Raw genomic sequence first — 14,184 nt, 5'->3', positions numbered from 1 at the left:
TATCTAAAACGCAGGAGGGTCATATGGAACACGAACAAGAAAAGCGCCACCCGAAAACGTTTGAGCCTTTTGCATTTATTCTGATTGTAGCTACAAGTATTCTGGGAGCGATTATCGGGATGCAGATCGTAACCAGTCTCGGCGTAACCCCGAATACGGCCATCATCGGAGCGTTAGTTGCGATGTTGATTGCACGTATTCCAGTCAACTGGTTTTTACGATATAAATCCGTTCATCGTCAAAACTTGGTACAAACCGCTATTTCCTCAGCTACTTTCGGGGCAGCCAACAGCCTGCTGATTCCTATTGGAATCCCTTATCTTATGGGAACACCTGATTTGGTTGTACCGATGCTGCTGGGGGCGGCGTTAGCTATGTTCGCAGATGCGACGATACTTTATAAAATTTTTGATTCCAAGCTGTTTCCAGCTTCAGGCACCTGGGCTCCGGGGGTTGCAACAGCGGAATCGATCAAAGCCGGTGATAAAGGCGGCAAACGTGCCGGTTTGCTAGGCATTGGGGCACTGATCGGGGTAGTCGGCTCCTACTTGAGCATCCCGATGTCTGCCTTTGGGGTCGCATTTATCGGCAATATTTGGGCGCTAGGCATGTTCGGGATGGGTCTATTGATTCGCCAGTATTCCATGCCGCTATTTCAGATTGACGTTAATGCGCTCTACATCGCCCATGGCGTGATGATCGGGGCGGGTATTGTGGCGTTAATTCAGGCGGCTATACTCGTGTTTGGCTTTTCCAAGAAGAAAAAGGACGGCACCGTCATACTTGCAGATACAGCCTCGGAGGTGGAATATACCCGTCCGATTGCAGAGGCCCGTCGTACGCTTGGACTCGGTTTTATCGCTTATCTGGTTATTTCACTGCTGATCGCCATCATCGGCGGACTGGTTACACACATGTCGGCAGGTATGTTGATCGGCTTTATCGTATTTGCAGCCTTTGCCGCGTTTGTGCATGAAATTATCGTCGGTATCGCGGCTATGCATTCCGGTTGGTTTCCTGCCTTCGCAGTCGCTTTTATCACATTGCTCGGCGGAATGATGATCGGGTTTCCACCCGTGGCGCTGGCGCTGCTGGCCGGGTTTAGCGCAGCTACAGGTCCTGCTTTTGCTGACATGGGCTACGATTTGAAAACAGGCTACATCCTGCGCGGCAATGGCAAGGATAAAGAGCTGGAACGGGAAGGCAGAAAGCAGCAGTATATAACAGCCCTGATCGCGTTTGCGGTTGCACTGGTAACGGTAGCATTGGCTTATCCGAGCTATTTTGCACAAAATCTGGTGCCGCCGATTGATAAGGTATATGTGTCGACGATTCAGGCCGGGGCTACACCGGGGATTGCAAGTCAGCTTTTGCTGTGGGCGATTCCGGGAGCGATTCTCCAACTCATCGGTGGTTCTAAGCGCCAATTGGGCGTCATGTTTGCAACAGGGCTGTTGATTGCGACAGCTAACGCATGCTGGGCCGTGCTGGTCGGCATAGCGATCCGCTATCTGGTAACCCGTTTTGGGAAAAAGGAGACGGTAGCTTCTATGACGATTCTGGCTGCCGGTTTTATCGCAGGGGATGCTCTCTATAACTTCTTTAACTCCGTATTTAAACTAAAAAAGTGAGATGATGCAGATGGACGCTTTAAAGCTGGATGAAAGGATTGTTGAATATGCCGTATATGGCGGTGCTGTCTTGGGCGGCGGAGGCGGAGGCTGGGTTGAGGAAGGGCTGCGGATCGGCAAGCTGGCTCTTGAAGCAGGACAGCCGCTGCTAGTGCCAATAGACCATTTTGCAGACGACGATCTCTTCGTTACTGTGGCTGTTGTTGGTGCTCCGGCTGCGCCGGATAAATATGTAAAGCCCGTTCATTATGTAAAAGCCCTGAATATGGTCTCTTCCATGACAGGAAAGGGCGTCCGGGCTCTGCACACGAATGAGAATGGCGGCGAAACAACGATTAATGGCTGGTTTCAGTCGGCCTTGACCGGTATCCCGGTTGTGGATTTTGCATGTAACGGGCGGGCGCATCCCACAGGAACGATGGGCTCGATGAATTTAACCGAGCTGCCGAATTACGTCAGCCATCAGGCTGCCGTAGGCGGACGCGGGGAGCACTATATAGAATTGGGCATTACAAGTTCCCTGGATCATGCCGCTTCGCTGGTTCGTAAAGCCTCGGTGGAAGCTGGAGGATTGGTAGCAGTTGCGAGGAATCCAGTGACTGCTGCTTATGCAAAAGCGAATGGTACCCCGGGAGCCATTTCCCGGGCAATCGCCGTCGGAGAAGCGATGCTGGCTCACCAAGGCGAGGCTGCGATTGCTGCCGTGACCGCCGAGCTGGGCGGCAAGGTTATCGCTACAGGTGAAGTCACAGAGTGCCGGCTTGAAACATCAGGAGGCTTTGACGCCGGGGTGGTTCATATAGCGGATAGCGGTCGGGTCTACGAAATGACCTTCTGGAATGAGTACATGTCGCTGGAGCTTGACGGGGAACGGTTAGCCACATTTCCAGACCTGATCATGACATTGGATATCGATACAGGCAGACCTGTCATCACAGCTGCCGTAAACAAAGGACAGCGGCTGGTTGTCATTGCAGTACCGAAGGAACGACTTCTGCTGAGTACGACCATGTCTAACAGCAAATTGCTGCAATCGATTGAGCCAATAATCCATAAGCCGATACTGCCCTACTTATAAAATGTACAGGAGGAACGCAGGCGATGGCACTTCAACAAACATTAACCGTATTCGAAGCGCTGGACAGCGCGTATGTGAATGGAGAGCGAGTGAAGCAGCTTTTTGCTGGATACGAGGATATTGAGGTAACCGTAAAACAGGTGACCGGAGCGAAGGGAAGCACGGATTTTATCCATGTGCTTATTCCCGGTACAGAAGGTAAAAGCTCGGGAGGTACAGCACCAACATTCGGTATTGTTGGTCGCCTGGGCGGGATCGGCGCACGACCATCCCGAATTGGCCTCGTATCTGATGCCGATGGAGCGATTGCGGCGGTGGCGGCTGCGCTAAAGCTGGCAGACATGCAGATTAAAGGTGATAGGCTGAAGGGGGATGTGATTGTCACCACCCACATTTGCCCGGATGCACCTACGCGCCCGCATGAGCCGGTTGATTTTATGGATTCACCTGTGGATATTGTGGACATGAATCGCCATGAGATTGATCCCGGGATGGAAGCTATTTTGTCCATCGACACCACCAAAGGCAATCGTGTTATTAATCATAAAGGAATCGCAATTTCACCTACGGTGAAGGAAGGCTATATTTTGCGGGTCAGTGAGGATTTATTGCGTCTGATGGAACAGACTACGGCACAATTGCCTGTTACTTTTCCGGTTACGATGCAGGATATCACGCCGTATGGCAACGACCTGTATCATATTAATTCGATTTTACAGCCTGCTGTAGCGACGGATGCACCTGTAGTCGGTGTTGCGATTACAGCACAGGCGGCTGTACCGGGATGCGGTACAGGGGCAAGTCATGAGATTGATATTGCCACTGCCGTAAGATTTTCGATTGAAACCGCCAAGGAATTTACGAATGGGACTTGTAGATTTTATGATCCGCAGGAATTTGCCAGAATCACCGCATTGTATGGCTCCATGAAAATATTGCAGACAGCAGGCAGTGCTCAAAGCCAGGGCTGATGCATAACAGGGCAGGCCGCAGGCTTGCCCTTTAACGTCAGGAGCGTAAAATAAAATGAAGCAAAGGCAGGGATTCAGGATGCATAAGCTAGGGATGATTACGATTGGACAAGCTCCCCGGTCGGATGTGGCCCCTATTGTAGAAAGGGCCTTGGAAGGCCGGGCAGAACTGGTACAGGCAGGCGCGCTGGACGGGCTTTCATCCGACTATATACAACAGCATCTATCGCCGTCGCCGGAAGAATATGTATTGACCTCGCGTCTGACAACCGGGGAGTCGGTGGTCATTTCACGTGAGAAAATCCAGCCGCTGCTTCAGGACAAAATCACACGTATGGAGGAGCAGGGAATACGTACGATTTTGCTGCTTTGTACTGGCGTATTTCCCGGATTGCACACTCGAACGGCTTTTTTAATCGAACCGGATCATGTGCTTCCGCCTGTACTTAAAGCCATGTCGAGCGGAAGAAGACTTGGACTGATTGGACCGCTCGAAGAGCAGAAGGATAACCTCAAGCTGAAATTTAGTCCTTACGGATTGAATCCCCAGTTTGCAGCGGCCTCGCCTTACAGTGGTAGTATGGAGGAATTTCGCCAAGCTGCCGGACAGTTCAAGGATCAAGCCGATCTTATTGTACTCGACTGTATGGGATATACGGAGACACATAGAGAGCTGGTGACGCGTTATGCAGGGGTTCCGGTCATATTGTCTAATGCCTTGATCGGCAAGCTCGTATCGGAAATGGTGTGAGGAGCCTAAAAATAGGAGGTAAGAAATATGAGTCAACAACGTGTTGAAATCAGTAAAAATGTATTGCAAAAATGTTTGGGACTCACCGCCGGAGAGACACTTCTCGTTGTCACCGACGATGATAAAAAGGAATTGGGCGAGTCCATATATGAAGCCGGCAAGGCACTGGGAGCAGAAGCGGCTATAATGACGATGAAGGTACGCTCCAAATCAGGCGAAGAGCCTCCGGCTCCTGTTGCCGAAGCGATGCTTCGCTCTAGCGTTGTTGTATGTGTCACCCGGTATTCACTGACACATACCCATGCCCGCAAGCAGGCCGCAGCGGCGGGAGCTCGTCTGGCGACCATGCCTGGTATGACAGATGACATGTTCATGAACGGGGCCATTGCTGCTGATTATCCCAAGGTCAAGGCGCTGACCGAAGAGGTGACCGCATTGCTGACAGCTGCCAAACAGGTACGGATTGAAAAGGATGGGTATAGCCTGAGTTTTACCATTGAAGGTCGTGACGGCGTTCCCAGCACAGGTATGTATTTGAACCCAGGCGAGTCCGGCAATCTGCCTTCCGGCGAAGCGTATATTGCTCCACTGGAAGGAACAGCTCAAGGCCAGATTGTGGTGGATGGTTCTGTGGCGGGAATCGGTGCATTAAAGGAGCCGCTCCTGCTGACAGTACAAAATGGCAGATTGATCGCTGCGGAAGGAGAAGCTGGACAGCCCCTGCTGGATATGCTGGGTGAAGGTGATGGCAGAATGCTGGCCGAGTTCGGTATTGGAACGAATGATAAAGCCCGCATTACGGGCGTTGTGCTGGAGGATGAGAAAGTATACGGCACGATCCATGTCGCTTTTGGCAGCAATAATACCTTTGGAGGAACGGTTGCCGCGGGTGTACATATTGACGGGGTCGTTCAAAAACCGGATGTATATCTGGATGATCGTCTGATTATGAAGGCTGGTCAATTGCTGGAGAGATAAAGGAGGAAATCATCATGCTTGGAATTATCAGAGTGCTCACCATGCAGGACGAAGCAGCTATCGGCCTCCACGGCCGGGTCATCGAGCAGCGCTACGGGCTGCCTGTTACCAGTGTATGTATCCCCGATCAGCCCAAGGGAATTTACGATGATATCACAGACCGGGAGGCAGTGCCCAAAATTGTGCTCGCCGCGCAACAGCTTGTTCAACAGGGCTGTACGTCTATCGGTATTAGCTGCGCGGCAGATCCAGCACTAGAGGAAACTCGCCAGGCTGTAGCTGTCCCTGTCTATGGAGCCGGATCCTGTGCAGCACATCTGGCTTTGACATCGGCCAGCCGTGTCGGCGTGTTGACCATTTTGGACGAGGCTCCACCATTAATTCGCCATATACTGGGCGAGTCTTATATCGGTACGGAGCGTCCCGAGGGTGTGCGGACGACGCTGGACCTGAACACTCCACAAGGCAAAGAGGCTGCCATGGCAGCGGCCCTGCGGCTTCAAGAGAAGGGGGCTGAGGTCATTGTGCTGGCCTGCACAGGTTTTGTAACAATGAACTTTGCACCAGAGCTGGAGCATGCGCTGGGTATTCGAGCCGTTGATCCGATTGTGGCGCTTGGTGCGGCTGCTTCGATACACTGGCAGCCCCATCATGATGAAGCCCAGGCAGGATAGTTTTTTTAACTTGTTTATAAATAGCTTAATATCGAAATAAACCGTCTTTTCCAGAAAAGGGCGGTTTATTTGTGTTCCATTGAGCTCCTAAAAATAGGATTGGCTTGGATTGGATAGACATGAACCAGCGGTAAAAGGTTTTGTTTTGTGAGCTTTTTTGGTACACTATCCTGAAAATTAGATGAAGCAAGGACTTTGCAAAATAAATAGCAGGGTGGTCTGTCATTATGAAAATACCGGGTGTAACAGTTCAGGAGCTTATGGCAATCCCCGAGTTGAAGGAGGCAAAGGTATTAAGCGGAGAACAGGGGATGAACCGGTTTGTCCGTTTTATTGACATTATGGAGGTTCCCGATCTGAAAGGCTGGATTCGGGAGGGTGTATTGTTGATGACAACCGCTTATTCTATCCGCCATGAGCCTGAGGTATTGTGTCAAATCATTCAATTGCTGCATCAGGGCGGGGCGGCGGCGCTTGCGATCAAGCCGACCCGCTTTCTCACGGAAATCCCCCGCAGTGCGCTGGAGGCAAGCAATGCCTGCGGTCTTCCAGTGATTGAAATTCCAGCCGAAATTCCATATACAGATATTACACAGCGTGTCATGGATATGGTGCTGAACCGGCAGGCAGAGCTGCTGCGGCGCTCGGAAGGAATCTATCGAACCTTAACCACGATGGTTCTGGAGAACAGTGGCATACAGGCTGTTAGTGACAATATAGCAGAATTGCTTAAAGCTCCGGTTGCTTTGATTGATAATGGAGGTCAGGCTATTGTCACTTCACCACAAGGCTGGGATTGGAAGAAGGCGCAAGATTCTCGGCATTTTCCCATTAATGTCGATAAGCGCACGGTCGCCAAGCTGGTCATTGCCCGCAATGAGCTGGATGATATGGAGCAGGTTGGCATTGAACAGGCACGTCTGGTGATGGCGCTGGAATTAATGCGTGAAAAGGCGGTAGAAGATACGGAAAGTCGGCTGCGGGGGAATTTTATAGATGAGCTCATGACACCTCCGGTGCCGCTGCGCCATGAGGTTGAGCGGAGAGGGCGTCAATTGGGATTTAACCCGGCTTATGATTGGGAGGTTGCTGTCCTGGAGAGTGCTGCGGCTCCGCCCGAAGAGACTCTTTCCGGATTGCTGAACCTGGAATCGGCCCGACGGCGGGTAGTGTCTCATATTGAGTTCCGTTCCAACCGGGCGGTATTGTTTTTGCCTACGCTTCATTCCAATGATCATCAAGACGGGGATGGTACTGAGGAGGAACGATCCTGGGCGGAAACGCTGAAGAGCTGGACAAGTGAAAAAGCTTTGGGCAAGGGTGATTATTATATAGGCATCGGAAGTACCAGAAAGCTGTGGGAGCTGCTCCAAAGCTACAATGAGGCACGGCGCGCGATTACGGTATCGCAGCGGCTGTATCCCGATCAACGTGTCTGCACATACGGCGATATAGAGATGCACTATATGCTTGGAGAAGCGATGGACACAGAGGAATTTTCAAATGTATTCGAACGCAAGCTGGGGAAACTTCAGCAATATGATCGGTCACATGGCAGCGATTTACTCAAAACGTTATTTTATTATTTGGAGAACAGGGGCAGTCTGATAGATACGGCGAATTATCTTTTTATACATCGTAATTCAGTAAAATACAGACTGGAACGGATTCGTGATATGACGGATTTTGATCTTAACGATCCACGCGAGCAGTTTATATGCCATACCTGTCTGATTCATTATTATTTGCGGGAGCATAAGTAGACGAACGTTTTGCTTTGGGGCAGGAGGGAAGAACATGGATAAAAAAATACTGGTAGCGGATGATGAGCCCAGTATTCGGAATGCGCTGGCCTATGCGTTAAAAAGGGAAGGCTTTGTGGTGGAAACCGCCGTTGATGGCGAGGACGCATTGGAAAAAGTACGTTTGTTTCACCCGGATGTGCTGGTATTAGACGTGATGATGCCCAAATTGGGCGGATATGAGGTGTGCCGCCGGTTGGAAAGTCGGAAGGGCATCGGTATTTTACTGCTGACTGCCAAAAACGATATCGTGGATAAGGTACTTGGGCTGGAACTGGGCGCGGACGATTTTATGAGCAAGCCGTTTGATCTGAGAGAGCTGCTCGCACGTATCAAGGCGTTGGTGCGGAGGCTGAAGCGAGAAGGAGCGCCTGCGCCGGAAGGAGCGGAAACGGTGCTTGGACCGTTACGGGTACGTCCGTCCAGCCGAACGGCTGAAATCGGAGCAACGACGCTGGATCTCACTCCCAAGGAATTTGATGTGCTGGCGCTGTTGGTGTCCCATGCCGGAAGAGTGTATACCCGGGACGAGCTGCTGGAGCAGGTGTGGGGCTTCGATTATGTGGGCGGAACACGGACGGTGGATATCCATATCCAGCGCCTTCGCAAGAAGCTTGGACCACATCAGGCGATATTGCAGACCGTGTATGGTATCGGCTATAAGGCAGAGAAAATAACGTGAATGAACATATATCGAATCAGCGAGGGAGCCTGTTTTCCACTGATGGACAGAAGCGCAATCGCAAGCGTACAGGCTTGAGTCTGCGTTGGAAATTTCCGCTGGTGCTGGCGGCTTTGCTGCTGTTTACGGTCGGCGTGCTGAGCTGGCTTGTACTTACCGGGATTCGTACCAGCCAGATAGAACAAATGGAGCGCGGGTTAAAGCGGCAGGCTGAAATTGTGGAAATGCGCGTAAAGCAGTCCTATTTGTTGGGAGTGAGTCCATCGTCCGAGGCTTTCATGAAAAAGCAGGCCCCCCAGCTCGCAGTAGAACTGGGCGTATCCAGTAACATGCGCGTTATTTTATATGATCGTAAGGGACATGAGGTTGGCAATTCGCTGCCGCTGGCTTACAGAACGGATGTCAGTCAGGCGCTTTCTTATGCGCTCCAAGGCAAGATTGCCTACATTACGGAAGGCAGCACCATCATCTATTTGGCTCCGCTCCAAGGTCCGGAGGGCTTGTTGGGAGTAGTGCAGCTTCATACCTCCATAGAAGCACAGCAGCAGTTCTATCAGGCCATTGCCCGCCTGTTTCTATGGACGGGCGGTGCGGTGCTGGTATTGAGCTTTATTTTGGGCTTGGGCTATGTCAGCCGACAGACGAGAGACATCGGACGGCTGACTCGTGCTTCCGAGCAGATATCGGCAGGGCATTATCCTAAAGCGAGATTGCTTCGAAGGCAGGACGAGCTGGGGAGACTGGATGAAGGAATGCTCCAGATGAGTCATGTGATCCGGGAGAGCATTACCGCGCTGGAGAACGAAAAGCTCCGGCTGGAAGAAGCGGTTCAGCGTTTGCGGGAGCTGGAGCAGCAGCAAAAATCTTTTATCGGCAATATTAGCCATGAGCTGAAAACCCCGTTAACCTCTATTCAGGCTTACGCTGATCTGCTGGATATGTATGGAGATGACCCGGAGCTGGTGCGTGAAGCCAGAGAAAGCATCCACAAGGAAGCGAAACGCTTGTACGAGCTTGTAGAAGATTCGCTGCGGCTATCCGTGCTGGATAAATATGATTTTGAATTGCATGCGGAGGAAGTGGATCTGCGCTCGTTGCTCGAAGATGCCGGGAGCCGAATCCGGGGAAAAGCAGCGAAGCGTGGACTTCATTTTTCGATAGATGCTGTTCCTGCCAAGGTATGGGGTGATCCCAAGCATCTGATGCATATTGTGCTGAATCTGCTGGATAATGCGGTGAAGTACAATCGGAATGGAGGCTGGATGACGTTATCGAGCCGGGTGGAACGGGATACCGTAATCGTGTATGTACGCAATTCCGGTCCGTGGATTCCCCGGGAAAAATGGGAAATGATATTCGAGCCGTTTGCTACCTTGAGTCATGATCGTTCCCGTCAGGATAGCGGTACAGGGCTTGGACTTCCTCTGGCGCGCAGACTGGCCGAACGTATGGGAGGGGAGCTGCATCTTACGGCCTCGGGCGATGGTGTAATAGAGAATGCCAACGAGAATGGGCAAGGGAATGAATTTTCGCTTAAGCTGCCTTTGCTGGTTTTCGATAGCTCTCTGTCAACGGATTGATCGTCAGCTACAATCGTTAGCTACAGAGGTAGCAATGCATCTTGTTTACAAGTTGGAAACAATCCGATGTATTCATGAGAAGTTAAGGTATTAAGCTGGGGATATCGTGAACAAGGAGGTCGTATGACATGATCAAGAAAAACAGAATGAACCACGTTCAAAAGAACGGCGTCCCTTGTGGCGATCATCCCCGTGCATGGCTTTTCCGATACAGAATCACGGGACTGCTCACAATGAGCGCAGTAGCTCTTGTATTGCTCAGTGCTTGCGGAATGAACGACGCAAGAGAAGGCAAACCATCTTCTGGTACGAAGCCGGGACAACAGCTTACGGTGATTGACACCGATGCAGCCCGGCAGCAGGTAACGGACGAACTGGTGGTATCGTCCATCGACAAGCTGGGAGATGTCTACGCGAGGTCTTGGCTAAGTGACGAAGAGCTGATTGTAGAGAGACAGACCCGGCTGTTGATTCATAATGTAAAGACTGGCAAGGAACGGGCTTTGCTACCGGACCGCAAGGCTCCGCAATTGCTGGCTGTGGTATCCCCGGATCAGCGCCATGTCTTTTTTACCGAGGGCAGTACCAGCAGTAAATATGATATTCGTGGCTATATTCTTGAACTAAGCAGCGGTAAGGTTACACCGATAGGCAAGCTGGATATGTCCAACGAAGTAAGCTGGGGGGATAAAGAACATCTGATTACAGGCGCACCGGACGGCAAAATTTATCTGATTGGTCTGGACGGCAAGGCCAAAGAATTGAAGTTTCAAGACCCGAATCGTACTGAACTGATTACTCATGTCGAAAAAGTGGGGAACGCCATATTTTATACAGGCAATGATAAGCAAGGGTACCGGGTGCTGAATCGGTTTACTATGGACCACCCGCAAGCTGTAACGATTGCGAATGGCGCTGCGTCCTTTGCTGTGTCGCCTGACGGTAAATGGATTGCCATTGAAAAAAGAAAATGGAACACCTCCGAACCCGCCCGCATGATTGTATTGGATGAACATGGCAAAGAGAAGGGAACCGTCGGTCAGGGGACTTTAATGAGCCGTGGAAGCTGGTCCAGTGACGGGTCCAAGCTGGCTTTTTCCATTTATGATGAGGATCAGCAGGGGATGAGAGGGTTGTATGTGTTTGATCAGTCCACGGGTAAAACAACTCCGGTCACGACCGACATCCAGTCCTATGACAGTCCTACGGTATGGAGTCCGTCGGCTCGATTTTTATCCATGTACCAGAATATTTCGGAAGGCGAAAAACAGCTGAATCAAAGCTATATTGTTCAATTCAAGGAAAAGTAGGTTCTTGATCCAGCCGTACAAAAAGGCGCATATCCGTTTTTCGGAATGCACCTTTTTTAATTCAGGCTGATTCTTTTCGTCTATACGTATTACACAAACTTGCGATGATGTTTCTTGCCGTCGTATGAGAATAAGGCGGGCTTACCCTCAATCACCGTTTCCAAATGAACAGCGCGGCCCCATAGCTGATACACATACGGGAGCGTGCGCTCCATATATTTTAAATCCAGCTCAATTCCTTCATACTGGTGCTTCAGCTTTAGCTCGCCTGTATGCAGATAATCACCGTCCTCCACGACGATATAAGGAGAACCCCCATTCACACGCGAAAATACAAGCTGATCCCGTATGTTTTCCCAGGATTTATCGGTGATTTTCCAATCCGGTCCCCGTTTCTCGAACACGTACAGATCCAGATCCTCTGTCAGCTTCTTGGTCATGTAATTGCGTATAAAAGAGGTGTCTGAGTCAAACTCCCGTACCTCGAACATTTTAGCGCGTCCTTCGCCCGGTTTGCGTCCTTGTCGCTCCTGCTCCTCACGGGTTGGGTTATCCCATCGCTTTTCAATATCTTCAAATATTTTAAGCCCCAAATAATACGGGTTCAGGCTTTGCTTGGAAGGCTGTACGACAGAAGCATTCAGCATCGCAAATTCAACGGTTTCATCCCCGGTCAAATCCAGTTCCCTGACAATCCGTTGATGCCAATAGGAGGCCCAGCCTTCATTCATGATCTTGGTCTCTATCTGGGGCCAGAAATACAACATTTCGTCACGCAGCATCGTCATAATATCCCGCTGCCAGTCCTCCAGCACCTCCGAGAATTCCTGAATAAACCAGACGATATCCTTCTCCGGTTCCGGTGGAAACTGCCATATGTGGATGCCTTCGCTTTCCGTCGAATCCGGCTGTGGCTTCACGGTGTCCAGTGACCACAGATCATCATAAGGCCCAGGGGGACGTTGGCGTTTTTCAGGTTCTTTCTGCTCCCGGATTTTGAGCTCCATGTAGCGTTGCTTATCCAGATGCCTTGGTTTGATAAGCTGTGGGTCGACATGCTCTTGTACGGCCAGTACGGCGTCGATGAAGGATTCGACGGCCTTCGAGCCGTATTCCATTTCATAGCTGCTGATTCGTTCTGCGGTGGCGGACATGCTTTCCACCATATTGCGGTTAGAGGTTGAGAAGCGGACGTTGTGCTTGAAAAAATCACAGTGCGCCAGCACATGGGCGACAATCAGCTTATTTTGAACCAATGAATTTCCTTCTAGCAGGAAGGCGTAGCAGGGATTGGAGTTGATGACCAGCTCGTAGATTTTGCTGAGGCCAAAATCGTACTGCATCTTCATTTTGTGAAATGTTTTTCCAAAGCTCCAATGGCTAAAGCGTGTGGGCATCCCATAGGCTCCGAACGTGTATACGATCTCCGCCGGACAAATCTCATACCGCATCGGATAGTAGTCGAGCCCGAATCCATCTGCAATCTCCATAATTTCTGATATCGCATATTCCAGCTCCTTCTGGTCGGTGCTCATCCTGCGGTTCCCCCTTCCCGTTTGCGAAAAAAGGTACGCAAGGCTTGGTATACCTCGCCTTTTTCCTTGATGACATAATACATGAACTGATCCTTTTTAATGTTCTTGTAGGCTGACATCAGTGTGCTGCTGCGATTATATTGATTCACTTCTCCATAGCCGAACATATTGCTTCGTTTGATAAGTTCCTCGATTAGCTTCACACACCGCTCGTTGTCAGAGGTCAGGTTATCGCCATCCGAGAAATGGAAGGGGTATATATTGTAGCTGGAAGGAGGATATCGCTTGTCAATGATCTCCAATGCCTTGATATAGGCGGAGGAGCAGATGGTGCCGCCACTTTCTCCACGGGTAAAAAATTCTTCCTCCGTAACCTCCTTGGCCTCGGTGTGATGCGCGAGAAAGACAATTTCCACCTTTTCATATTGACGGCGCAAAAAGCGTGTCATCCAGAAAAAGAAGCTGCGGGCGCAATATTTTTCAAAAGACCCCATTGAGCCTGATGTGTCCATCATAGCTATAATCACCGCGTTGGATTGGGGGATGGTTTTCTCTTCCCATGTTTTATAGCGGAGATCGTCCGGACTGATATGATGAATGCCCGGATTGCCCTCGCGGGCGTTGCGACGCAGATTTTCGAGAATGGTTCGTTTCTTGTCAATGTTCGCTTGCATGCCCTTTTTACGTATATCATTGAATACGATCGATTTAACCTCAATTTGATCCTTGTCTTTTTGCTGTAAATGTGGCAATTCCATTTCCTCGAACAGCATATCTTCCAGTTCTTCTATACTAACTTCCGTTTCCACAATATCGTGTCCGGGCTGATTGCCGGCTTTCTCGCCTTTGCCCGGTTTCTGGGCAGCAGGATCACGTCCGATGACATCTCCCACCTGACTGTCGCCATCTCCTTGGCCCACATGCTTTTGCTTTTGATAGTTATAAATGAAGCGATACTCATCCAGACTGCGAATCGGCACTTTAATAATCTGTTGACCGTCCGACATAATAATATTTTCTTCCGTTATCAGATCGGGTAGATTTTGCTTAATGACATCCTTGACCTTCTGCTGATGACGTTGCTGGTCCTGGTACCCTTTGCGATGCAGCGACCAATCTTCGCGGGATACGATGAATGAATGTGGCTGGCGTGGTTCCGGCATTTGTTAGGCACCCCCCAAGTGGATACACG

The 14,184-nt window shown here is 50.4% G+C and carries 12 protein-coding genes; 10 read left to right on the top strand and 2 right to left on the bottom strand.

Annotated features, from left to right (window positions below; genetic code table 11):
- The first annotated feature begins 23 nt into the window (after positions 1–23).
- The 10 genes from B4V02_RS17420 to B4V02_RS17375 all read left to right on the top strand — a co-directional run bounded on the left by B4V02_RS17420 (position 24) and on the right by B4V02_RS17375 (position 11,457).
- Positions 24–1,631, top strand: a complete 1,608-nt coding sequence (locus B4V02_RS17420) for an OPT/YSL family transporter (RefSeq protein WP_094155751.1) — start codon at positions 24–26, stop codon at positions 1,629–1,631.
- A 10-nt stretch (positions 1,632–1,641) separates the two neighbouring features.
- Entirely contained in the window at positions 1,642–2,709 is a 1,068-nt protein-coding gene (locus tag B4V02_RS17415) for an S-methyl thiohydantoin desulfurase family protein (protein ID WP_094155750.1), read from the top strand.
- A gap of 23 nt (positions 2,710–2,732) precedes the next feature.
- The gene (locus B4V02_RS17410) at positions 2,733–3,680 is read left to right on the top strand and encodes a DUF1177 domain-containing protein (protein WP_094155749.1); all 948 of its coding nucleotides are present in this window, start codon (positions 2,733–2,735) and stop codon (positions 3,678–3,680) included.
- 55 nt (positions 3,681–3,735) lie between these two features.
- Entirely contained in the window at positions 3,736–4,431 is a 696-nt protein-coding gene (locus B4V02_RS17405; protein ID WP_094155748.1) for an AroM family protein, read from the top strand.
- Positions 4,432–4,458: 27 nt separating this feature from the next.
- Positions 4,459–5,409, top strand: coding sequence for an aminopeptidase (locus B4V02_RS17400; RefSeq protein ID WP_094155747.1), 951 nt, complete (start codon positions 4,459–4,461; stop codon positions 5,407–5,409).
- A 14-nt stretch (positions 5,410–5,423) separates the two neighbouring features.
- Positions 5,424–6,083, top strand: coding sequence for an aspartate/glutamate racemase family protein (locus B4V02_RS17395; protein ID WP_094155746.1), 660 nt, complete (start codon positions 5,424–5,426; stop codon positions 6,081–6,083).
- A 227-nt stretch (positions 6,084–6,310) separates the two neighbouring features.
- Positions 6,311–7,846, top strand: coding sequence for a PucR family transcriptional regulator (locus B4V02_RS17390; protein ID WP_094155745.1), 1,536 nt, complete (start codon positions 6,311–6,313; stop codon positions 7,844–7,846).
- Positions 7,847–7,880: 34 nt separating this feature from the next.
- Positions 7,881–8,567 (top strand): response regulator transcription factor, encoded by a 687-nt coding sequence (locus B4V02_RS17385; RefSeq protein ID WP_094155744.1) that lies wholly within the window; start codon positions 7,881–7,883, stop codon positions 8,565–8,567.
- The gene (locus B4V02_RS17380) at positions 8,564–10,147 is read left to right on the top strand and encodes a sensor histidine kinase (protein WP_094155743.1); all 1,584 of its coding nucleotides are present in this window, start codon (positions 8,564–8,566) and stop codon (positions 10,145–10,147) included. Before B4V02_RS17385 ends, B4V02_RS17380 begins: the two co-directional genes overlap by 4 nt.
- A gap of 128 nt (positions 10,148–10,275) precedes the next feature.
- Entirely contained in the window at positions 10,276–11,457 is a 1,182-nt protein-coding gene (locus B4V02_RS17375) for a WD40 repeat domain-containing protein (RefSeq protein WP_094155742.1), read from the top strand.
- Between the two features lie 89 nt (positions 11,458–11,546).
- Here the strand turns inward: B4V02_RS17375 and B4V02_RS17370 are convergent, their stop codons facing one another.
- Together B4V02_RS17370 and yhbH are read right to left on the bottom strand one after the other, a co-directional pair.
- A complete protein-coding gene (locus B4V02_RS17370) occupies positions 11,547–12,992 on the bottom strand; it encodes a SpoVR family protein (RefSeq protein WP_094155741.1) in 1,446 nt (481 codons plus the stop codon).
- Positions 12,989–14,155, bottom strand: a complete 1,167-nt coding sequence (yhbH, locus tag B4V02_RS17365) for a sporulation protein YhbH (RefSeq protein ID WP_007429615.1) — start codon at positions 14,153–14,155, stop codon at positions 12,989–12,991. The genes B4V02_RS17370 and yhbH overlap by 4 nt, the downstream gene beginning before the upstream one ends.
- Positions 14,156–14,184 lie beyond the last annotated feature (29 nt).

Origin of the sequence: Paenibacillus kribbensis (assembly GCF_002240415.1) — a bacterium.
GTDB classification, from domain to species: Bacteria; Bacillota; Bacilli; order Paenibacillales; family Paenibacillaceae; genus Paenibacillus; species Paenibacillus kribbensis.
The sequence above is the reverse complement of the archived record's forward strand: the minus strand, read 5'-3'. Positions and strand labels throughout refer to the sequence as shown.